The following is a 22,261-nucleotide window of genomic DNA, read 5'->3' as shown; positions in this document are numbered from 1 at the left end:
TCAGCGCCAGAGTTTACCCGGCAATTACCTGAATCCCAAGAAACAGGATCGCTGCCAGCATTGCAGCGGCGGGAACCGTGATAACCCACGCAGCAACGATGGTCAGGAAATGCGACCGGCGAACCAGCTTGCGGCGGCGGCGTTCTTCCGGCGCGACGCGGGGGCGTTCAGGGAAAGCCCGGCTGGCGCGTCTCAGCCGTCGCTCGGCATCCCATTCCCGAAAGAACCCGACACCGAAGACAGCGCCAACCGCGATGTGGGTGGAACTGACAGGCAGGCCCAGCCAGCTTGCAACGATCACCGTGATTGCGGCCGACAGGGCAACGCAATAGGCCCGCATCGGGTTGAGCTTGGTGATCTGGCTGCCGACCATACGGATCAGTTTCGGACCAAACAGGAACAGGCCGAACGATATCCCGAACGCACCGATGACCATGACCCAATAGGGAATGCTGACGGCATGAGTGAAGTCGCCCGAGGCAGAAGCCTGCACAATCGCGGCCAACGGTCCCACCGCGTTGGCAACGTCATTTGCACCATGCGCAAAACTCAGCAGTGCCGCAGACACGATCAGCGGAATTCCAAACAGAATTTTCAGCGACTTGTTGCGGTTTTCAAGCCCCTCGGACTGGCGGCGGATCACCGGGATCATCACTGCCCAGATCAGCCCGCCACACGCCGCACCGATCAGCAACGCTGTCCCGAGATCAATCTTGATGATTTTCTTGAGACCCTTGAGCGCCAGATAAGATGCAAAGGCGCCCGCCATGATCCCGACCAGCATCGGCACCCATTTGCGGGCCGCGGCGATCTTGTCTTCCTGATAGATGATCCTGGCCTTGATGAACCACAGGAAACCGGCTGCGACCAAGCCCCCCAGAAGTGGCGAGATCACCCAGCTGGCAGCGATCTTGCTCATGGTGCCCCAGCTTACGGCGCCGAACCCAGCCGCGGCGATCCCTGCCCCCATTACACCGCCCACGACCGAATGCGTGGTGGAAACCGGCGCGCCGATCCAAGTCGCCAGATTGACCCAAAGCGCCGAGGACAGCAGCGCCGCCATCATCGCCCATATGAAGACGTCGGCCGTTCCCATGCTTTCCGGCGCGATGATTCCCTTGGCGATGGTCGACACGACATCGCCCCCGGCAATGAGCGCCCCGGCACTTTCAAAAACAACGGCAATCGCGATGGCACCGCCCATCGTCAGCGCATTCGCCCCCACTGCGGGACCCATGTTGTTGGCGACGTCATTGGCCCCGATATTCAGCGCCATATAGGCCCCGAACATCGCCGCGATCACGACGACAAGTGAATTGTTGCCCTGCCCGAACAGGAAAGCGGCCACAAGGCCTGCGACGACAATGAATGCCAGGGCGATCCCTGAGCCCACAAAGGGTCGTCCAGCCTGTGCGGTCGCCATTTCGAGGCGCGAAAAGCGCCGCAAATCCCGGTCGAGTGTTTCCAGGTGACGCGCTTCATAGTTCTTGTCGGTCATGGGTCCCCCATCGATAGCGCCCTGTCGGTTAAGTGGGATCGTTGAAATAATCAACAGCTCATATCGCAAGATCACAACTTATCGAAGGTTGTGCCGATTTCGGCGCACGAAAAAAGGTTATGCCGATTTCGGCGCACGAAAAAAGATTATGCGGGTCCCGACGCACATCCCGCAGGTGTGACTTGCGCAACGCCCATGTTCGGACCATATCTTTGACATGCTTCGATTGACCCCGATCCTGCTGGCAATTGGCTATGCCATCGTGATGTACCGCATTTCGGTCTGGCGCACCCATCGTGAGTTGGACGCAAAATCGACCGAACTGGCCGACCCGGTGCTGAAACGTATGACGGACCGGCTTGCCGCAGCTTTGGAAATCGATCGGGTCCCTGTCTATATCTACGAGATTGACCCGGTGAACGGGCTGGCTGCTCCGGATGGTCGGATTTTCATCACGCGCGGGTTTTACCGAAAATTCCGCAACGGAGAGGTGTCGGCCGAGGAAATGGCCAGCGTGATCGCACATGAGCTGGGACATGTAGCCTTGGGTCACGCAAAGCGACGGATGATTGATTTTTCAGGCCAAAACGCGATGCGGACGGCGCTGATCATGGTGCTGAACCGGTTTATTCCGTTTATCGGAGCGATGATTGCGAATGCCTTGACATCATTACTGGCCTCGCGCCTGTCACGACAGGATGAGTATGAGGCGGACGAATATGCCGCCGCCTTGCTGACCAAGGCCGGAATCGGGATCGGGCCGCAGAAATCCTTGTTTCACAAGCTGGAAGACCTGACGCAACAACGGGCGGGCGTTGCCCCGGCATGGTTGATGAGCCACCCGAAAACGGGTGAGCGCATTGCGGCACTGGAGGCCCTTGAGCAGCGTTGGGCGCGTGGCTGAGGGTGCGCAGCGAGAGGCCAGCCTCTCGCGCTCTCCGGGATATTTTTAGCCAGATGAAGTGGGATCCAGTTTATTGGGTGAGCGCCTTGCCAAGGCGTGGAAGGCGGGCCTTTTTCATCAGCGCCCGCAGGGTCCATTGGTGGCCGGAAAGGCGGATGGCTTCACTCAGAACGCGATCGGCGATGGTCGCCAGGCCGTCAGGGTCAGATAACCAGAGACCATGCAGCAAGCCGTCGGGATCTCGGCGGTCGAGCCCCTCCTCTGCCAGAATATTTCTGGGGAAATCCTTGGCGTTGACGGTCACGATGACGTCGGCCGAGGCGGTGATGGCCGTCGCCAGAACGTGGATATCGGCTGCGTCGGGCAGCCAGAGGCGCTGCTCCAGCCCCGGGACCGGCGCGCGTTCGGCCCTTGGCCACTGCGCTTGCGCCAAGGCAATTTCGGCGCGGGCTTGCGCCTCGCCCGTCGGGCCCAGCTTGCGCGCGGCGCGGGCCCATTCTTCGAGGATGCGGGCAGACCAGATCGGAGTGAAATGGCCAAGGCGGGCCGCGCCCAGCAGCATCTCGCGCATCACCGTGGGATAGATGACGCAGGTGTCGAGAACGGCCTTCACAGGCGGTAGAACACTGCTTTGAGGTAGCCGCTTTCCGCCAGTTGCGGCAGTTGCGGGTGATCGGGACCCGCAAACCCGGTGTGGATCAATTGCGCCTGACGCCCGGCGCGCCCGATCCCACGGGAGGACGCATCGCGGAACCGGCTCAGGTCAGCCGCGTGCGAACACGAACACAGCCCCAGATAACCACCGGGTTTGACCAGAGGCGCCGCCAGTCGTGCGATACGTTCATAGGCGCGCAGCCCCGCATCCAGCGCTTGCCTGGACGGTGCAAACGCGGGCGGATCGCAGATCACCACATCAAATCGCGCGCCTTCTTCACCCAGTTGAGTCAGAACCTCGAACGCGTCGCCCTGTCGGGTCTGGAACTTTTCAGCAAGGCCCGACGCCTCGGCCCCTTTTTTCGCCAGGTCGAGCGCGGCGGCTGAGCCATCGACGGACAATGCCTGCCCCGCACCGCCTGCAAGCATCGCCAGACCGAAGCCGCCCACATGGCTGAACACGTCCAGCACCTGCGCATCGGGATGAACCAGGCGCGCGGCAAAGGCGTGGTTGGGGCGCTGGTCGTAAAACAGCCCGGTCTTCTGACCGCCTGTCAGATCCGCCATGTAGGTGGCGCCATTCATCGGTACCGGCAGGGGCGCATCGGGCGCGGTTCCGCGCAATACCTGGTTGACGTCGTCCAACCCCTCCAGCCCGCGTGTACGGCCCGAGGCGTTCTTCAGCACCGTGGTCACGCCAGTGACTTTGACCAGAGCTTGGGTCAGCACATCCAGGTGCGCCTCGGCCCAGGCCGCGTTCGGCTGAATGACGCAGGCCTCGCCAAAGCGGTCGATGATGACGCCGGGGAAGCCGTCCGCTTCGGCATGGATCAGGCGATAATACGGGGCGTCAAACAGGCTTTCTCGCAGATCGAGGGCGCGCTGCAAACGGTTCTCGAACCACGTCGCGTCAAGCTGCGCGTCGATGTCATGGTCCAGCACCCGGCACATGATCTTGGACGAGGTGTTGACCGCGACCAGCGCGACGGGCGCCCGTTTGTCATCTTCGAGCACGGCCAGAGCGCCCGCCGGAATTTTTCGGGTACGGCGGTCGGTGACGATGTCATTGGCGTAGACCCAGGGGAAACCATGGCGCAGGCCGCGCGCATTGGCTTTGGGTTTCAGGCGGATACGGGGACGGTCGGCAGATTGGGTCATGGCGCCCTCATAGTCCTGAACGCGCCGGTGGGAAAGCCCTAGCGGTTACGGGATCGCCAACCGCCGCGGCGTTCTGGGGCCTTTGCCGTCTGAAGGCCTTCGGTCAGAACCTGTGTCATCGGATGATCGGGGTTCTGCTCGGCATAGCCCGCGTGCAGCTCGGCCAGCGCCGTGTTCTGGTCGCGATCTGCGGGAAGGCTCAGCGCCCAGTCCAAAAAAATGCTGCGACACTCTGGCAGGGTGATGCCGTCGATTCGATAGGCTTCGCGGATCAGACCTTTGTGGTCGTTGGGATCACTGCTGCGCGCCATCTTCTTCCCCCTTGATCACGCCGCCGATCAGATCGGCCGCAGTCGTGTAACATTCCTGCAATGCCGCCTGTAACGCCTCGACCTGTTCGAACCCGGTGGCGCGGCACAAAAATGCTGTACCGCCTTCGCCGATCTTGTCGGCTTCGATCGTCTTGCCCGACAGCAACCGCGCGGCGCATTGCACCGACCAGAATAGGTCATAGCAGTCTTTCAGAGATTGCGCCTGCGCGACATCCAGCAAGCCGGCTGCGACGGCGCCATCCAGACCCGACGCGACATCGCGCTGCGCCGACCCTGCCAGCAAAGCACCGGTTTCGGCCATCAATTCGATATCCATCAGCCGGCCGGGGCCGTTCTTGGCGTCCCAGATGCCGGCGGGCGCCTTGGCCGCCGCCAGGCGCGACCGCATCTCGGCCACTTCGCGCAGAACCTTCCCCTGCTCTCGCGGGTGCGACAGAAACTCGGTGCGGAAGGCCTCGATTTCCTCGGCCAGTCCGGCATCCCCGGCAACAACATGCGCGCGGGTCAGGGCCAGATGCTCCCACACCCAGGCTTCGTTCCGCTGGTAATTGACAAAGCTGGCCCAACTGGTCGCGACCGGCCCCTGATTGCCCGAGGGACGCAATCGCATATCGACCTCATACAAGCGTCCCTGCGACATCGGAGCGGACAATGCCGTGATCAGGGCCTGCGTGAACCGCGCATAATACGTGCGCGTGGCCAAAGGGCGCGGACCGTCAGACATGTCCTGATCCAAAGGATCGTAGATGACGATCATGTCCAGATCGGATTGCGAGTTGATCCGGCCTGCCCCCAGCGACCCCATCCCAAGCACGGCAGCGCCACGCCCCGGTGCAGGGCCGTGTTTGCGGGCGAAATTCTCGGTGACATGCGGCAGGATGGCCGGGATGACCGACTGCGCAAGCTCGGCATATTGCCGACCTGCCTTTTTTCCGTCGATCAGGCCGCGCAGGTGATGCACGCCGACCCGGAAATGCCATTCCTTGCACCAGCGTCGGGCAAGATCAAGCTGGGTTTCATAATCCGTTTCTTCCGACAAAGCCTGCGTCAATTCCGCTTTCAACGCCTCTTGCCCGGGCCAATCCGCAAAGAAACTGCCCCCGATCACCGCATCGAACACCGACGCGTTGCGGGACAGGTGCGATGCCAGAGCATGCGAGGTTCCGACGATATCGATCAACAAGTCGATCAGTTGCGGATTCGCCTCGAACAGCGAAAACAGCTGCACCCCGGCGGGCAGGCCCGCCAGGAACCCGTCCAAAGCCATCAATGCTTCGTCGGGCTTGGCGGTTTTGGCCAGACGTGACAGCAATTCGGGGCGCAGACGTTCGAAAATCCGCGCGCCGCGCTGGGACCTGAGGGCCGGATATGTCGTCCATCGGGCCAGAACGTTCTTGTCGAACTCCACATCCTGTACATGGGCGGGCGCCGCACCAGGTCCGGGGGCAAAGAACCCTTCGGTCAGCTCATGCACTTCGGTCAGGCGGTTTTTCAGGTCCTGCGTCAACTCGGCGCTGCTGATCCCCATCAGGCAGGCGACGCGTTCGATCCCGTCGGGTGAGTTCGGCACCTTGTGGGTCTGCGCATCATGAATCATCTGGATGCGATGTTCGACTTCGCGGTGCGCGCGGTAATGATCTGTCAGCTTGTCCGCCACATCCTGTGGCACCCAGCCTTTTGCCGCCAGCGCCGCCAACCCGGGAACCGTGCCTCGCACCCGCAGGTCAGCGTCCCGCCCACCCGCGATCAACTGGCGGGTTTGCGTGAAAAACTCGATCTCGCGGATACCGCCCTGCCCCAGTTTCATGTCGTGACCGGGGATCGACAAAGACCCGCCCGTCCCTTTGTTTTCCCGGATGCGCAGGCGCATGTCATGGGCGTCCTGAATGGCGGCAAAGTCCAGATGGCGGCGCCAGACAAAGGGGCGCAAGCCGTCAAGGAAACGCTGCCCCGCATCCAGATCCCCGGCGCAGGGGCGCGCCTTGATGTAAGCCGCGCGCTCCCACGTACGACCGAGGCTTTCGTAATACCGCTCGGCGGCCTCCATCGCCATGCAAACCGGTGTCACGGCCGGATCGGGGCGCAGCCTCAGATCCGTTCGGAACACATAGCCATCCGCCGTCTTCTCGCTCAACGTCGCACAGAAGTTGCGCGTGGCCCGAACCATGCCCTGCCGGGCCTCGTAGAAGTCATCGGGGTCAAAGCGCGTTTCATCAAACAGGACGATCAGATCGATATCCGAGCTGTAGTTCAGCTCATGCGCGCCCATCTTTCCCATCGCCAGTATGACCAGGCCGGCTGCGGTTTCGACATCATCCTCGGTCATGCCCGGCAGCTTCTTACGCCGGATCAATGTTGCGATCTCGGCCTTGGCGGCAACATCTGCGGCCAGCGCACCGAAATCGGTCAGGGCCGCCGTGACCTTCTCCAACGGCCACGCACCTGCAATATCGGCCAACGCCGTGAGCAGAGCCATTCGCCGCTTGGCCTGCCGCAATCCGGGTTTCAACTGATCCGGCGGCAGATCACGCGCAGCAGACATGACGTCAGCCAATGCCTGATCCGGGTGCATCAGGGCCTCGGGCAGCCAGCCCTTCTCTTGTTCGATCAGACTTTTCAGATAGGGGCTTGAACCGGCGGTGCCCGCCACCAATTCCGCCATCTCGGCCGGCAAATCAGGCATCAGGGCCCGCGCTTCGGCCCCCAAGGATGGATCGAAAGCGCGCGGAAGTCGTGAAATGGCTAAAACGTCTGTCATGGGCGCAAACTGCGCATCGCGGCGCGTGATCGTCAATGGGGCATTCTGATCAGGTGTTCTGAACCGGCGTGTCCTGACTGAAACTGTTGACCCAAACGTCGTCTCTGCGTTCCCATAACGACGAAATCAGCATCGCCTCGCGCGTTGTCGCACCCGGGCGCAGGTAATCGGCCTTGTAGGACAGCAAGACGATATCCGGTGTCAGAACACGCAGTCTTTCGCCGCTCAGTTCGAACTCGGCCATCGTCGGTGCGTCTGCAAATTGACCGACATGATCGTCACGATTGGCAAATCCCGTCGGATAGACCCCAAGAAAATCCGCGCTCAGCAACGCCCGGTCCGCGCTTGCGTTGCCCTCGACCAGCGCCATCCAGACCTGCTTTTCCAAATTCAGAATTTCATCCAGCGCAGGTGCCGTTTTGTGTTCTGTCAAATCCATTTCCGCAACCTGCGGCTGATTGCGCTCACCGTCAACCGAATTGCTGAATGTAAATCTTTTTTACATTACCCCCTTGCAACCCCCGCCCACGACCCCATCTAATCAATGTGAAAAGAGTTTACATCAACCCTGGAGAGCTCAAATGACCGCATTGTCCGACCCCGCCGTCCCCGCGAATCCGGGATGGCTTTATCGAATCGAGGCCTGGCTGGATGACAAAGGCAAAGGGGCCTGGATTGCCGCCATGGTCCTTGGTTTCATCTTCTTCTGGCCGGTTGGCCTGGCCCTTCTGGCTTACATGATCTGGAGCAAACGCATGTTCAGCAAATCCTGCAGCCGCCGCAAATCCTGGCACAGCCACATGAGCGCGATGAAACCATCAGGCAACAGCGCATTTGACGCCTACAAGGCAGATACACTGGCCCGCCTTGAACGCGAACAGCAGGACTTCGAGGCGTTCCTGCGCCGCCTGCGCGATGCCAAGGACAAGGCCGAATTCGACGAGTTCATGGACGAACGCGCCCGCGAGAACCATGAAGACGACGAAAATGCCAAGCCGGCCTGATTGACCTTGCCCTGTCCCGGCAATCCGGGACAGGGTACCCTGACCCATTTTTTCGGACCTGACGAATGAACCACCTGCCTGACCCGGATACCCAACCTGATTTCTACCGCTCGGTGACAAGCAAACGCTTTGTCGCTTGGTTGTTTGATATCGCCTTCATCTCGCTGCTCTGCACGGTGGCGATCCTGTTGAGCGCAGGCCTCGGTCTGTTTTTTCTGGCAGTGATCTATGCCGTGATCAGCTTTGTCTATCGCGTAGTAACCATCACCAACGGCTCGGCCACACTGGGCATGCGGTTCATGGGAATCGAATTGCGCGACGCATTCGGAGAACGAATGGATATGGGCAAGGCCATCGCCCACACTGCCGGCTATTTCGTCAGCATGGCGTTTGCGGTGATCCAGATCATCTCGGTGATCATGATGTTGACCAGCGCCCGCGGTCAGGGTCTGACCGACAGTTTTCTGGGCACGGTCATGATCAATCGACGGGCCTGACACGCGGTTGCGCGAAACACTTGGCGGCCTCGGGAACGGTTGCTATCATCCCTCCCGAGGCTATCTGGGAACTTCATGCGACACACGCTGCCAATTGCGCCACAATTCTATGTCACGGCCCCGCAACCCTGCCCCTATCTCGATGGCAGGATGGAGCGTAAGCTGTTCACCGCGCTTCAGGGCGAAGGTGCGGAACAGTTGAACAATTCCCTGTCGCAGCAGGGGTTTCGCCGGTCGCAGAATGTGCTCTACCGCCCTTCCTGCACAGATTGCGCAGCCTGCCTGTCCGCCCGGATCGACGTCTCGGCTTTCCGCCGGACAAAAAGCCAGAAACGCGCTGTGAAACGCAATGGATATCTGCAACGCCGCGCCACATCGCCATGGGCCACGGACGAGCAGTATGAGCTGTTCCGCCGCTATCTTGACACCCGGCACGCCGATGGCGGCATGGCCGACATGGACGTGTTCGAATTTGCGGCAATGATCGAAGAAACCCCGATTCGAAGCCAAGTGGTGGAGTATGCAGATCCTGAGACCGGCGACCTGATCGCTGTCAGCCTGACCGACGTGCTCGATGATGGGCTGAGCATGGTCTACTCTTTCTACGATCCGAACCAGCCTCAGAATTCTCTGGGCACCTATATGATCCTGGACCATATCGAGATCGCGCGCGAAGCTGGCCTGCCCTATATCTACCTGGGCTATTGGGTCCCCGGCAGCCCCAAGATGGGTTACAAGGCAAAATTCTCCGGGCTTGAAGCCTATGTTCAGGGCGAATGGCAAAAGATCACAGATCCTGATACCTTCTGCGCTTCCTCACGGCACCCCCTGTCCACCGCTCCGATTGCCGAGCAAGTGGCCAATATCCAGCTTCCCGACCGCCACCCCACCAAGGGCTGACCATCCGATGAAACAGAAGCTGCACGCCGTCACCCTCGTGGTGCCGGATTACGATGACGCACTTGCGTTTTATACGGAAAGACTTGGCTTCCAGCTCTTGAAGGACATCGATCTCGGAGGCGGAAAACGCTGGGTCCTGATCACACCGCCGGGTTCAGACGGCGGCGCCCTTCTTCTGGCCAAAGCCGACGGGCCCGAAAAACGCGCCGCCATCGGCAACCAGACCGGCGGCCGTGTGGGTTTTTTCATTCAAACCGATGATTTCCAACGCGACTACACACAGATGCGTGCCAATGGGGTCCATTTCGAAGAAACCCCCCGCGTCGAAACCTATGGCACAGTCGCTGTCTGGTGCGATCCTTATGACAACCGCTGGGATCTGATCCAATTCACCTGATCCGCTTCTTCATCTGGCCGAAAATATCCCGGGGATGAATTGGCGGCAGGGCAAGAAGGGGCTGGCCCCTTCTCAGCAACAAACAAGAAAAAGGGGGCCTTCGGGCCCCCTTTTGCATTTTGATGATCCGGATCAGTTCGGGATCAGGTCCGGTACGATCGTGACAATCGCCGGGAAGAACCACAGAATTGCGATCCCTACCACCTGGATCAGAACAAACGGAATGATCCCGCGATAGATATGGCCCGTCGTCACTTCCTTCGGCGCAACCCCTCGCAAGTAGAACAACGCGAACCCGAACGGGGGTGTCAGGAAGGATGTTTGCAGGTTCACCGCCACCATGATCGTCACCCATTTCGGGTCGAACGAACCGCCATAGATCACCGGCCCAACGATCGGGATCACGATGTAGATGATCTCGAGGAAATCCAGCACGAAGCCCAGTATGAACAAAACCAGCATCACGATCAGGAAGACCGTGAACTCGTTGTCAAAACTCTTCAGGAATTGCTGGATATAGTGCTCCCCTCCGAACGAGATCACCACCAGGTTCAGCAATTGGGATCCGATCAGGATGGTAAACACCATCGAGGTCACCTTGGCCGTCTCGCGCACCACCGGGGTCAGAACTCCGCTGGAGTACAGCACCCAGCACCCGAACAGCAGCCCGAACAAGGCGTACAGATAGGCCGCATACGCGATGATGAAGGCGATCCAGGTCTCCAACGTCACATTGCCCTGATTGACCCGCAGGTCAAAGTTCACCCCCATCAGCAAGGCGATGATCACGGCAAAGGTCGACCAGATGATCACCTTGCCCGATCGCCCCTGATCCTGCAGCTTGCGATAGGCCGCCAGCATGATCGCGCCACCCGCACCCAGCGCCGCCGCCGGCGTCGGGTTGGTCACTCCCCCCAGGATCGACCCCAGAACAGCGATGATCAGAACCAGTGGCGGGAAAACCACGCGGATCAGGTCATTGGTCGCACATCGCGCTGCGGCTTCCTTGCAACCATACATGGCCAGCGCAAATGGCAACGCGAGCAACAGGAACGTCGCCCCCGAAGATGTCGTGGGCGAAATCAGCAAGATATCGACCAACACCATAAGAAGCAGACCAATCGCACCAACGATAAGCGGCTGTGGCGTACGCGAGGGGGCGATGCCACGACCCAGAACCAGAGTAAGGCCCAACAGCACGACGGTGATCGCGACACCCGTTCCAATTGGTGCGGCTGATGCAATCATTTCCTGTTGTGCGGCGGCCAGTTCTTCTTCTGTCAGGCGCTGAGACTCAGCTGCACCGCCAGCGGCGTCAATGGCGTCCTGCTCGGCGACGGCCTGATCCCAGGCGGCCTGACCATGAAGATCGATCATCGATACCTTGCATTCTTCCGACACGTTGGTTCGCAACGATGCGCCCTGTCCGATGTCCGAGAAAGCCGAGACCGAAATGTTCTGGCTGCCGATCAGGCCGACATTGCCCAGCAACACGGTGCCGACAATCAGCGCAACCGGTGCCCCCAGCAGCCAAGTCAGACCTTCGGACCGGGTGATCGGCTCACCCGACCCGCCTGACAGCGCCACGGCAGGTGCCTTATGGGGATTCAGCAATGCATAACCAAACGCATACAACGCATAAAGCAGCGCCAGAAGGATCCCCGGCAAAAGCGCCGCCTGGAACAAGGTTCCGACCGATACAACCGCCGGCTCTCCCAAATAGGTCAGCGCATCGGTGCAGCCGGCCTCGACAGCGCGTGTCTCTTGCGCCGTGGAATACAGATCGCCCGCCAATGTGCCAAGCAGAACGATCACGATCGAGGGCGGAATAATCTGCCCCAGCGTACCCGAGGCCGCGATCACACCCGTTGCGAGTTCCGGCGAATAATTGTTCCGCAACATGGTTGGCAGCGCCAGCAGGCCCATGGTCACCACGGTCGCGCCAACGATGCCGGTAGAGGCCGCAAGAAATGCCCCCACAACCACGATGGACACGGCCAGACCACCCGGCAGCGGTCCAAAGACGCGCGCCATCGTCGTCAGCAGGTCGTTCGCGATTTTTGAACGCTCCAGCGTGATACCCATCAGAACGAACATCAGCACTGCCAGCAATGTCTCGATGGACTGACCGGCCAAAACACGTTCGTTCATGCGATTGACGATGAACGACACGTTGCGGTCCAGCGCGGTTTCCCAACCTTGCACAAAAACCGGCTCGGCGATCCTCGGTAACTCCGGGTATCGGAACACGGAAATGACATCCGCTTTGACCCCGGAATTCACCAGATCCCGATAAGCTTGTGAGCCTGTGTCGATTGCCTGGTGGACCAACAGCCCTGCGCTGTCCAGCGCGGCAATGATCCCGAAGGAAATCACCCCGGCGCCACCGATGGCAAAGGCCACCGGGAAGCCGGAAAGGATGCCCCCAAAGAGGCAGAAGAATACGATAATGAGGCCTATCTCGACGCCATCAAGTCCGAATAGCATTGTCTTGGTCTCCGTCCTTAATGCGCGCCTTCATAGGCTTCTTCGCCCTCACCAAGGCTGTCCTTGTCGAGGTATTTTCCAGTGCTTTCCGGTCCTTCCACATACTCAAGATACGAGCGGTACAGGAATGCGATTGCGTGCAAGAACACCATCGCGGCAAAAGCCACCAGCAAGATCTTGAACAGGAAGTATCCGTTGAACCCGTTTGGGCTGAACCCGATGGTTTCCACGTTCCAGCGCAGGGCGCGGGACTTGGCCACCAGCCGGTCCAGCGTGTCACTGGCCGAAGGCTTCGGCACGATCAGGTGCCGCCACATGAAGTACCAGCCATACATCCAGGTCAGCACCGCCATGGGCATCATGAACAAAACCGCACCGCACATATCAACCACCCGTTTGGCACGGTGGCTGATGCCTGCATAAATGAGGTCAACGCGCACATGCCCACCCTGCACGAATGTGTAGGTACAGCACAGGCAGACAACCATCGCATTATACAGCTTCAGTTCTTCCGCGAACCAACTGATATCCATCTGGAACGGGATACCCAAACCAAAAGACATATCGGGTCTGGTAAATACCCGCTGCATGAAAACGATCACGATCTGCTGGATCACCATCAAAAGGCCCGCCCAGGCAAAGAAACGCCCGGTGGTATTGGCGAACCCCTCAAGGCCCCGCACGATGGCCCACATGAAGTTCCGGTAGTACAGCCCGATGGCCGTCAGAACCAGAAAGAACGTGAAAACCACAAAGAAGAACTCGACCGAACCGCCGTAATAGACAAAGCGCATGATCGACGCCTTGTCGGACCAGTCCAGCCAGAGTTGCGGATGCGTGATGGCGTATCCGAAATTATAGAAGGCTTCGGCAATGTTCTGAATGAACCAGACCAGTCCATTCCACAGGGCGCCGAAGAACGAGATACCGTTTTCGTCCTGCATGTTGTCCCCAGGTCGTCTCAGTTGTGCATGGGATTATTGTTGCTTGCCCAAACCCCTTAGCGCAACGGGAAAGGCTCCCCCGCGCCGCGGGGGAACCGGTTTTTCTTGGATCAGAATGGCTTAGCCGCGAACACGGTCGCGCTGAGCGGTGTAAACACCCGATGACAGGTTGTTCCAAGCAGACGATGCTGCCATCGACGTCATCGCGCTGTCGTGGATCTTCTTGAACAGCTCATCGCCCATGTTCTCGTCCAGAACTTCCTGGCTGGCCTGACCAAACGCGTCCCAGACACTGTCCGGGAATTCCAGGACCTTGACGCCACCCGCCTGCAGACGCTGCAGCGCTGCGCCGTTGTTGGCCAGGAACTGTGCCAGGTTCCACTGGTGCGCTTCGGCGGCAGCGATCTCGATGATCTTCTGCTGTGCCGGGGTCAGTTCATTGAACACGTCGCGGTTGGTTGCCAGCGACAGACCTGCGCCCGGCTCGTGGAAGCCCGCAGTGTAGTAGGTCTTGGTGATTTCCTGGAAGCCGGCCTTTTCGTCGGCCCATGGACCGATCCACTCGGTACCGTCGATCGCGCCGGACGACAGCGCCTGATACACTTCCGAGCCCGGAATGTTCTGTACGGATGCGCCCAGTTTACCCAGTGCCTTGCCGCCCAGACCCGGCATACGGAACTTCAGACCGTTGAAGTCTTCGGGGCTGTTGATCTCTTTCGAGTACCAGCCACCCGCCTGCGCACCGGTGTTGCCGGCCAGGAAGGACTTCAGGCCAAAGATTTCGCCCAGCTCGTCATGCAGCTCCATACCGCCGTCATGATAGTACCAGTTCACCAGTTCCTGCGCCGTCATGCCGAAAGGAACGGCCGTGAAGAACGCATAACCCGGGTGCTGACCCACAAAGTAATAGTCAGCGGCATGGTACATGTCGGCCTGACCCGACGACACCGCGTCAAATACTTCGAAGGCGCCAACCAGCTCGCCCGCTGCCTTGATTTCAACATTGAGACTGCCATCAGACATGGCGTTGATGCTGTCGGCACAACGCTGCGCGCTGTCAAACACGCCCGCCAGACCACGACCCCACGAGGTCACCATGGTCAGAGTACGCTGTCCCTGCGCATAAGCCGGTGCTGCCAGAGCAGTTGCAGCAGCAGCCGAACCGCCCAGCGCGGATTTTTTCAGAAATGAACGACGATCCATATGAGTGTTCCTCCCCTTCATAGTCACGGCCCGGCAGAACCGGACCTGTCGCATTCAGTGCGCGTCAGCCTAATGTGACCGAACTGAAAGGGAATACCTACTACTGCGTAGAGAATCGGATTCTTTGCGATTTCCGGCAAGAAATCAGACCGCAAATCACGTCTTCCCCGACGATAATCTCTGTATTCCCCGAACAAAGCCCAATCTTTTTGCATTTTCGCCGCCGCTTGCGTATCGATTCGTCCATGCAAAGACTCCGACATCTGGTCTCGCTGACCTATGCGCAGAAATTGTCACTGGTTGCGGCAATCCCGCTGGTCGTGGCCGTGGCGGCAATTGCCGTGCTTGTGGCATACGAGGCCCGCGCGACCGCCGAGCGTGAGATCGAAGCGCTGGAACGCAGCCTGGTCGAAGCCAAGAAGGAAGAGTTGCGCAACTACGTAACACAGGCGCGCAACGGGTTCGCCTATATCTACGGCCGGGCCGAGCCTGATGATGAGGTCGCGAAAAACCTCGTGTCCCAAATCCTGTCGGCAATGATCTATGGCCAGGATGGGTTCTTCTTTGTCTACGATTATGACGGCAACAACCTGGTCAGCCCCCGCCAGACGCAGTTCATCAACCGAAACTGGGAAGGGCTGACGGACAGCGACGGCACTCCGATCGTTGACGAGTTTATCCGCCTCGCCCGCCAGGGGGCCGGTTGGCACAGCTTCATGTGGCAAAAGCCCTCGACCGGAGAGGAAGCACAGATGATCGCCTATGTCGTCGGGCTTCAGGACTGGCGCTGGGTCGTGGGAACCGGGGTCTTCATCGACGACATCGTTGCAACGGTCGCCAACGCCAGGGCCGAGGTCGAGGCCCGCGTTCAGCGCACCTTCATGTATATCGGCGCGATCGTTGTGGCGGCGGTGCTCATCGTCTTTGCATCCGGCATGTTGCTGAACATCCGCGAGCGCAGACTTGCAGACGCCAAGCTGAAGGAACTGACCCAGCGCGTCTTCGATGCCCAGGAAGAGGAACGTGGCCGCGTTGCCCGCGAACTGCATGACGGCATCAGCCAGATACTGGTCGGTGTACGCTATGCGCTGGACAACGCGCGGCGCCGCCTGTCCCGCGGCGATGACGCGGGCGCACGCGATCCGCTGGACAAAGGGATTGACCATCTTGGCACCGCCATCACCGAGGTCCGCCGCATCAGTCGCGACCTGCGCCCCGGCGTGCTGGACGATCTGGGTCTTGGGCCAGCGCTGAAAGCTCTGACCGACGATTTCCGGGACCGCACCGGGATCGAGACGGAATTCTCGACCGTGGTGTTCCGCAACCGGCTGGATCAGGACAGCAAGATTGCCCTGTATCGCATCGCGCAAGAGGCGCTGACCAATATCGAGCGCCACTCTGGAGCCACGCATGTTACGATAGACCTGCGCGGGCACAAGAAAGGTGCAACCATGCGGATCACGGACAATGGCCGGGGCATGCGGACCGATCCCAGCACCCCCAGCACCGGGATCGGGTTGCGCAACATGCAAGAACGCATCGAACAGCTTGACGGGTCCCTGCGCATTCTGTCATCACGCGGACCGCGTGGCGGCACTGTCATCGAAGTCAGTCTGCCGCTGAGCCACCTTCTGCCGCCGCAGGAAGACGCAACTCCGAACCGAAAGGCCGGCACATGAGCGCCGAAAGCATCCGAGTTCTTATCGTCGACGACCATCCAATGGTGGCCGAGGGCATCCAGTCCATCCTCGAAAGCTATGATGAGATCCAAGTTGTCGGTACGCTTGGCAGCGGACAGGCGGCAGTGGATCAGGCTGTTGATCTTGCCCCGGATGTGATCCTGATGGATCTGAACATGCCCGGCCTCGGCGGTCTCAGCGCCACGGAAATCATCCTGGAACGATTGCCGGAAACGCGCATCCTGATCCTGTCGATGCATGACAGCCCGGAATATATCTCGACCGCGCTCAGCCACGGTGCCAAAGGTTACGTGCTCAAGGACGTTCCCACTGAAGAGATCAAGCAGGCCATTGATGCGGTGATGCGGGGTGAACGGTATCTGTGCACCGGCGCCAGCGGATCGCTCAAGCCCAAGGGCGACAACGTGCGCGAAGCGCTGACCGGACGTGAACAGACCATTCTGCTTGAACTGGCGCAGGGCAAATCCAACAAGGAAGTTGCGCAAACGCTGGATATTTCCGTGCGGACGGTCGAAACGCACCGCAAGAATATAAAGCGCAAACTCGGCATATCCTCAACCGCCGGGCTGACACGCTACGCTTTGGAACATGGCGTACTGCAAGGGACCGGCGTCGGATTCTGATCTGCACGCGCCCGCAGCGCGCAGCGCTGCCCGGCCCAACCAGAGGATACACGCCGCAGGCGTGTTGACGATGGGCGGGAGCGGTACCCGCCGGGTCAAAGACCTTCTCCGAAAAAAACCAGTGTCCCGTCTTCGTCCAGAACGTGGAATTCACGCTGATTATAGGGCTGATTGAACGGCGGCCTGACACGGCCTTCGGGCAGATCGGCCAATCGGTCACGCAGGCTGTCATAAAGCCCATCAATATCTTCAACATCGATATAGAAGGAGTGTTCATCACCCAATGGCTTGCCGTCATCCCGCGGCGGGCACTCCAAAAGGCGGATCGCAACAGGACCACGTTTCAAAAAGGCATAATTGTCTTGCGTGAACCCACAGGTGAACCCAAGGCGATCACAATAGAAGTCGATCTGGTCCTTCAGGGACGAGCACAACACAAATGGTGTAAGCTGCAAAATCTTGGGCATCTGACTCTCCGGACAGGAAACAGATGCATTGTACCGAGGTTGACCACTCAATCCAGCAATTGATCCTTTCGCAGCCCCGCGCGCTTGTAGTGATGCGACAAAACGCGGCCATACAATTGCTGCGTCCGTTCCACACCGCCACACATGCCTTCAGCCTCGACAAAGGAAAAGATGCCGACATAACGACGGCACATGCCGCTGACCGGAGCAACCCGGTGCAGTGAATACCGGCCCTTGAAGATCTGCAAATCCCCCGGCTGCAGTTCCAGCCGGCGAACCCGCCCCATGTTCCCATCGAGAACCGAGGCTACCAGATCAAAGTTTTCATTTTCCGCCGTCCGCAGATTGGGCGCGTACTCGAACGCGCCGCCCGTCTCTGCGTTCTGGATGGCCAGCGTCACGGTGTAGTTGTTGGTGTCGAAATGCCAGGGAAAGCCCTGCCCTTCTTCCACGACATTGATGATCACGTCCGCCAATGGGTCATCGTAGCGAAAAAAGCGGTCTTCGGGTTCATTCAGGGCATCGCGGACAAAGGGAAGAAAGCCGTCGAACTCGTAAATGCGCCGCAGCGGGCCGGATTTCGCAAGATTGTCGGCCGGAACAAAGGCGTTCGAACGATCATAGAACCGGCGGATCGGATGGGCGATGCCAAGCCTTGGGTCGTCCTTCGTGAAATAGGCGTTGGTTCTGTTGAAGGACCGGTGCGCCTTGGGCGCCACCCCCTCGGCTTCTTGCACCAGAAGTTTGACCCCTGCCTCGTGCACGAAACCCGGCAGAACAGCACATCCATCCTGTTCCAACTCGCGTCTCAAATCCTCGATCAGCTGATCATAAGCCGGTGAATCCGGACGATCGATTGGATAGCGGCCAAGATCAACCAGGTCCTGCAACATTTCAAGCCTCCGGGTTTTGCCCCCTGCACGTTCAGGGTGGCGCAGAAAAAAGTAATGATCATGCCCGTTTCGGACATCGGCCTGACGCTTTCAGACCGCCTTATCCGCACACAAAACGGCCAGTTTTCACGTCTAATTCCCGGAAATTCCCGACATGCGGCAATCTGCGCAATAAAATGTCGCAAAATACAGCCGTTGAGATAGAAAATTGGTGCAATTGTCTGTTGACGCCCCTTCCCCCCGACCATAATGTCGCCCCCAAGCAAAAAGGAGCCTCTGGCGATGAGAACGCTAGTCGTAATCGTAGGAACCACGCGCATGGGCCGGTAACGGTAAACCATAATCGAACCCATGCGCCTCCGAAAAATCGGGGGCTTTTTTTTGTCGAACGCAAGACACATGTCGCGAACGGAGCAAAGCAGATGACACGTGAGATGACCGGCGCAAAGATGGTGGTTCAGGCCCTCAAGGATCAGGGCGTGGACACGGTATTCGGATACCCCGGTGGCGCCGTGCTACCGATCTATGATGAGATCTTTCTGCAAAACGACATTCGCCACATTCTGGTGCGTCACGAACAGGGCGCGATCCACGCGGCCGAAGGTTATGCCCGATCGACGGGAAAACCGGGCGTTGCGCTTGTCACGTCCGGCCCCGGTGCCACCAATGCAGTCACCGGTCTGACCGATGCGTTGCTGGATTCGATCCCCATCGTTGTTCTGACCGGGCAAGTCCCGACCTTCATGATCGGATCGGATGCCTTTCAAGAGGCCGACACCGTTGGTATCACCCGCCCCTGCACCAAACATAACTGGCTGGTAAAGGACACGAATTCGCTGGCCGAAACGTTGCACGAGGCTTTCCATGTGGCCAAGTCGGGCCGTCCCGGACCGGTACTGATCGACATTCCCAAGGATGTTCAGTTTGCCACGGGTGAATACAACAGTCCGAAACCTTCGACCTCGCACTACCAGCCTGTGCTGAAAGGCGATTTGGAGGAAATCAACGAGCTTGTTGCAGCCATTGAAAAAGCCAAGAAGCCGGTTTTCTATACGGGTGGTGGCGTCATCAACTCTGGCCCCGCAGCCAGCCAGTTGCTGCGCGAATTGGTGGATTCCACCGGCTTCCCGATCACATCTACCCTGATGGGTCTGGGTGCCTATCCGGCATCGGGCGAAAACTGGTTGGGTATGCTGGGGATGCACGGCCTTTACGAGGCGAACCTTGCGATGCATGGCTGTGACCTGATGATCAACATCGGTGCACGGTTCGACGACCGGATCACGGGGCGCATCGACGCGTTCTCTCCAAAGTCGAAGAAAGCCCATATCGACATTGATCCGTCTTCGATCAACAAGGTCATCCGCGTTGACATCCCGATTGTCGGCGACGTGGCGCATGTACTGGAAGACATTCTGAAGGTGTGGAAGTCACGCGGGCGCAAGACGGATGCGGCAGCCGTCAAGAAATGGCAGGCGCAGATCGCCGAATGGCGCAAGATCAACTGCCTGGCCTTCACCAACAGCGAAAAGTCGATCAAACCGCAATACGCTCTGCAACGGCTTGAAGAATTGACGAAAAAGCATGATCGCTACATCACCACCGAGGTGGGTCAGCATCAGATGTGGGCGGCGCAGTACCTTGGGTTCGAAGACCCCAACCGCTGGATGACATCAGGCGGGTTGGGCACGATGGGCTATGGCTTCCCCGCCTCCATCGGTGTGCAGATGGCACATCCGGACGCGCTGGTGATCAACGTCGCCGGTGAAGCATCATGGCTGATGAACATGCAGGAAATGGGCACCGCCGTTCAGTACCGCCTGCCGGTCAAGCAGTTCATCCTGAACAACGAACGCCTTGGCATGGTCCGCCAGTGGCAGGAACTGCTGCATGGCGAGCGGTATTCGCACAGCTGGTCCGAAGCCCTGCCCGATTTCGTAAAACTCGCCGAGGCGTTCGGCGCCAAAGGTATCCTGTGTTCCGACCCCGCCGATCTGGACGACGCGATCATGGAAATGATCAACTATGACGGTCCGGTGATCTTTGACTGTCTGGTGGAAAAGCACGAAAACTGCTTCCCCATGATCCCGTCGGGCAAAGCCCATAACGAGATGCTGTTGGGCGAGGCGGAAACGCAGGGCGTGATCGACAGCAAAGGCTCGGTTCTGGTTTAACAAAATTCGACGGATTTGGTTGAGCGCCGCGCTGCGCTCAACCTGTCAAGGATGATGAAAGGGACATAAATGTCTGCCCTACATATCAAAAAAGGCGCTACCCGCCATTCGGCCTACAACCTACGACCTACCTTCTCGGACGTGCAGGAACGCCATACCATTGCCGTGCTGGTCGAGAACGAGCCCGGTGTCCTGGCCCGTGTGATCGGACTGTTCTCGGGGCGCGGCTATAACATCGAAAGCCTTACCGTGGCCGAGGTAGATCACACAGGACACCTGAGCCGCATCACCATTGTCACCACAGGCACACCGCAGGTGATCGAACAGATCAAGGCGCAGCTGGGCCGGATCGTGACTGTCCATGACGTGCATGACCTGACGGTCGAAGGTCCTTCGGTTGAACGCGAACTGGCCATTATCAAAGTCGTCGGCGAAGGCGACAAGCGGGTCGAAGCCCTGCGTCTGGCCGATATCTTCCGCGCCAATGTGGTTGACAGCACCCTGAACTCTTTCATCTTCGAAATCACCGGTGCGCCCGACAAGATCGACGCTTTTGCTGACCTGATGCGCCCGCTGGGCCTGATGGAAATCGCGCGTACCGGCGTGGCGGCCCTGCTGCGCGGCGATTGACCGACCTGTCCCGCCTTGGCACTTGTCTTGCAGCCAAGGCGGGAACACTTTTTAAGGTGGCCGGCGATTTGCAATTCAACTCTGGCGATCTGAATGCGCTAAAATTGCCATAGGGTCGGCTTTTCCGGAAAAAGATCAGGCATTTTCAGATAAAGCCTATTGCCTTTACACATGAGAACGTTAGCCTTGTCGCCGCAACGCGACGTGGGGATACGTTGCTTGGGGTCATTCTGTACGATTTTTGAATATGCACCGGGCTTCGGCGTCGGTGCGTTGACGGTTTCTTCCGGAAACTTAGCAAGACGTGGACACCCATGACTGACGATATTCGTAGTCCAGCCGAGATTCGCGCAATGTTTGGTGCGAACCTTCGGCAATTGGCAAAGCGATATCGCTCGGTCTCGGCGCTGTGCCGCCAACTTGGCGTAAACCGTACCCAGTTCAACAGATATCTTTCCGGTGAAAGCGTTCCCAGACCGGATGTGCTGGACCGTATATGCCGGTTCTTCGATGTGGATGCCCGCATTCTTCTGAAACCGCTGGACGAGATCGAAAAGATCGAAGAACACCCCGCAACTCCGGCCCTGACAGAGTTTTTGGGTTCTGGTGCGGATGCGATCGAGAAATCCCCGTTTTCACCCGGGTTCTACGCGGTAATCGAAAGCCTTTCGGCTGAACACCGGATGACCCTGCTGCACGCCCGACCCTTGGCCCAATGTACGTTGATCCGTGGCTACGTGTCGCGCGCGGCAATGCCCGAGGCAACACCGAAAGCGCGGGAAATACAGGGGATAGCAGCCTCAAGCGGTGACACCGTCTATATGCTGACCTCCCAGCGGGAAGGTCAGAACAGCCGGGTCTATCTGATCTCTCCGGACCCTACGGGAACGGCAGTTCATTGGCGTGGGTCGGTCATCAGCCCGACAAATGCGACAACGCCCGAACCCGTTGTGCTGAAATACCTTGGGCACGACTCGACGGCCATTTTTGCTGCTGCGCGCTTGTCGACGAACAACGTGGCTCAGAACCTGTAACCTT

At 59.1% G+C, this 22,261-nt stretch carries 21 protein-coding genes; 10 read left to right on the top strand and 11 right to left on the bottom strand.

Annotated elements, in window-relative coordinates:
* Positions 1 to 13: 13 nt before the first annotated feature.
* Positions 14 to 1,498, bottom strand: a complete 1,485-nt coding sequence (locus GS611_RS02555) for an inorganic phosphate transporter (RefSeq protein ID WP_171631841.1) — start codon at positions 1,496 to 1,498, stop codon at positions 14 to 16.
* Positions 1,499 to 1,715: 217 nt separating this feature from the next.
* Between GS611_RS02555 and GS611_RS02550 the strand changes: the two genes are divergently transcribed.
* Positions 1,716 to 2,402, top strand: a complete 687-nt coding sequence (locus GS611_RS02550; RefSeq protein ID WP_152458255.1) for a M48 family metallopeptidase — start codon at positions 1,716 to 1,718, stop codon at positions 2,400 to 2,402.
* 70 nt (positions 2,403 to 2,472) lie between these two features.
* Here GS611_RS02550 and GS611_RS02545 read toward each other — a convergent pair whose 3' ends face one another.
* The 5 genes from GS611_RS02545 to GS611_RS02525 are packed head-to-tail and all read right to left on the bottom strand — an operon-like array spanning position 2,473 to position 7,743.
* The gene (locus tag GS611_RS02545; RefSeq protein ID WP_171631838.1) at positions 2,473 to 3,015 is read right to left on the bottom strand and encodes an RSP_2648 family PIN domain-containing protein; all 543 of its coding nucleotides are present in this window, start codon (positions 3,013 to 3,015) and stop codon (positions 2,473 to 2,475) included.
* On the bottom strand, positions 3,012 to 4,214 hold the full coding sequence (locus GS611_RS02540; protein ID WP_171631835.1) for an RSP_2647 family RNA methyltransferase: 1,203 nt from the start codon (positions 4,212 to 4,214) through the stop codon (positions 3,012 to 3,014). Before GS611_RS02540 ends, GS611_RS02545 begins: the two co-directional genes overlap by 4 nt.
* A 38-nt stretch (positions 4,215 to 4,252) precedes the next feature.
* Positions 4,253 to 4,525 (bottom strand): hypothetical protein, encoded by a 273-nt coding sequence (locus GS611_RS02535; RefSeq protein ID WP_171631831.1) that lies wholly within the window; start codon positions 4,523 to 4,525, stop codon positions 4,253 to 4,255.
* Complete coding sequence (locus GS611_RS02530) at positions 4,509 to 7,304, bottom strand: glutamine-synthetase adenylyltransferase (RefSeq protein WP_171631829.1); 2,796 nt, start codon at positions 7,302 to 7,304, stop codon at positions 4,509 to 4,511. Before GS611_RS02530 ends, GS611_RS02535 begins: the two co-directional genes overlap by 17 nt.
* A gap of 49 nt (positions 7,305 to 7,353) precedes the next feature.
* Positions 7,354 to 7,743 (bottom strand): nuclear transport factor 2 family protein, encoded by a 390-nt coding sequence (locus GS611_RS02525; RefSeq protein ID WP_171631827.1) that lies wholly within the window; start codon positions 7,741 to 7,743, stop codon positions 7,354 to 7,356.
* A 142-nt stretch (positions 7,744 to 7,885) separates the two neighbouring features.
* Between GS611_RS02525 and GS611_RS02520 the strand changes: the two genes are divergently transcribed.
* The 4 genes from GS611_RS02520 to GS611_RS02505 all read left to right on the top strand — a co-directional run bounded on the left by GS611_RS02520 (position 7,886) and on the right by GS611_RS02505 (position 10,102).
* A complete protein-coding gene (locus tag GS611_RS02520; RefSeq protein ID WP_171631824.1) occupies positions 7,886 to 8,308 on the top strand; it encodes a DUF2852 domain-containing protein in 423 nt (140 codons plus the stop codon).
* A gap of 65 nt (positions 8,309 to 8,373) precedes the next feature.
* Entirely contained in the window at positions 8,374 to 8,805 is a 432-nt protein-coding gene (locus GS611_RS02515; RefSeq protein WP_171631821.1) for an RDD family protein, read from the top strand.
* 75 nt (positions 8,806 to 8,880) lie between these two features.
* Positions 8,881 to 9,705, top strand: coding sequence for an arginyltransferase (locus tag GS611_RS02510; RefSeq protein ID WP_171631818.1), 825 nt, complete (start codon positions 8,881 to 8,883; stop codon positions 9,703 to 9,705).
* Positions 9,706 to 9,712: 7 nt separating this feature from the next.
* Positions 9,713 to 10,102, top strand: coding sequence for a VOC family protein (locus tag GS611_RS02505; RefSeq protein ID WP_171631814.1), 390 nt, complete (start codon positions 9,713 to 9,715; stop codon positions 10,100 to 10,102).
* 132 nt (positions 10,103 to 10,234) lie between these two features.
* Here GS611_RS02505 and GS611_RS02500 read toward each other — a convergent pair whose 3' ends face one another.
* The 3 genes from GS611_RS02500 to GS611_RS02490 all read right to left on the bottom strand — a co-directional run bounded on the left by GS611_RS02500 (position 10,235) and on the right by GS611_RS02490 (position 14,736).
* Entirely contained in the window at positions 10,235 to 12,589 is a 2,355-nt protein-coding gene (locus GS611_RS02500; RefSeq protein WP_171631811.1) for a TRAP transporter large permease subunit, read from the bottom strand.
* Between the two features lie 17 nt (positions 12,590 to 12,606).
* Complete coding sequence (locus tag GS611_RS02495; protein ID WP_171228130.1) at positions 12,607 to 13,533, bottom strand: TRAP transporter small permease subunit; 927 nt, start codon at positions 13,531 to 13,533, stop codon at positions 12,607 to 12,609.
* A 120-nt stretch (positions 13,534 to 13,653) separates the two neighbouring features.
* Positions 13,654 to 14,736 carry a TRAP transporter substrate-binding protein gene (locus GS611_RS02490; RefSeq protein WP_117868673.1) on the bottom strand — a complete coding sequence of 361 codons (1,083 nt, stop codon included), beginning with the start codon at positions 14,734 to 14,736 and terminating at the stop codon, positions 13,654 to 13,656.
* Positions 14,737 to 14,981: 245 nt separating this feature from the next.
* Between GS611_RS02490 and GS611_RS02485 the strand changes: the two genes are divergently transcribed.
* Positions 14,982 to 16,415, top strand: coding sequence for a cache domain-containing protein (locus GS611_RS02485; RefSeq protein WP_152458267.1), 1,434 nt, complete (start codon positions 14,982 to 14,984; stop codon positions 16,413 to 16,415).
* Entirely contained in the window at positions 16,412 to 17,059 is a 648-nt protein-coding gene (locus tag GS611_RS02480; RefSeq protein ID WP_171631808.1) for a response regulator transcription factor, read from the top strand. Before GS611_RS02485 ends, GS611_RS02480 begins: the two co-directional genes overlap by 4 nt.
* 95 nt (positions 17,060 to 17,154) lie before the next feature.
* Here the strand turns inward: GS611_RS02480 and GS611_RS02475 are convergent, their stop codons facing one another.
* Both GS611_RS02475 and GS611_RS02470 read right to left on the bottom strand, forming a co-directional pair.
* Positions 17,155 to 17,526 (bottom strand): VOC family protein, encoded by a 372-nt coding sequence (locus GS611_RS02475; protein WP_152458269.1) that lies wholly within the window; start codon positions 17,524 to 17,526, stop codon positions 17,155 to 17,157.
* Between the two features lie 47 nt (positions 17,527 to 17,573).
* On the bottom strand, positions 17,574 to 18,419 hold the full coding sequence (locus tag GS611_RS02470; protein ID WP_171631805.1) for a hypothetical protein: 846 nt from the start codon (positions 18,417 to 18,419) through the stop codon (positions 17,574 to 17,576).
* 422 nt (positions 18,420 to 18,841) lie between these two features.
* Between GS611_RS02470 and GS611_RS02465 the strand changes: the two genes are divergently transcribed.
* The 3 genes from GS611_RS02465 (at position 18,842) to GS611_RS02455 (ending at position 22,257) form a co-directional block, all read left to right on the top strand.
* Complete coding sequence (locus GS611_RS02465; RefSeq protein ID WP_171631802.1) at positions 18,842 to 20,593, top strand: acetolactate synthase 3 large subunit; 1,752 nt, start codon at positions 18,842 to 18,844, stop codon at positions 20,591 to 20,593.
* A 69-nt stretch (positions 20,594 to 20,662) separates the two neighbouring features.
* On the top strand, positions 20,663 to 21,223 hold the full coding sequence (ilvN, locus tag GS611_RS02460; RefSeq protein WP_171631799.1) for an acetolactate synthase small subunit: 561 nt from the start codon (positions 20,663 to 20,665) through the stop codon (positions 21,221 to 21,223).
* 314 nt (positions 21,224 to 21,537) lie between these two features.
* A complete protein-coding gene (locus GS611_RS02455; protein WP_171631791.1) occupies positions 21,538 to 22,257 on the top strand; it encodes a helix-turn-helix domain-containing protein in 720 nt (239 codons plus the stop codon).
* The last annotated feature ends 4 nt before the right edge of the window (positions 22,258 to 22,261 follow it).

This window comes from Ruegeria sp. HKCCD6119 (assembly GCF_013110585.1).
Taxonomy (GTDB): Bacteria; Pseudomonadota; Alphaproteobacteria; order Rhodobacterales; family Rhodobacteraceae; genus Ruegeria.
Note: the sequence above shows the minus strand (reverse complement) of the source record. Positions and strands in the feature narration are given on the sequence as shown.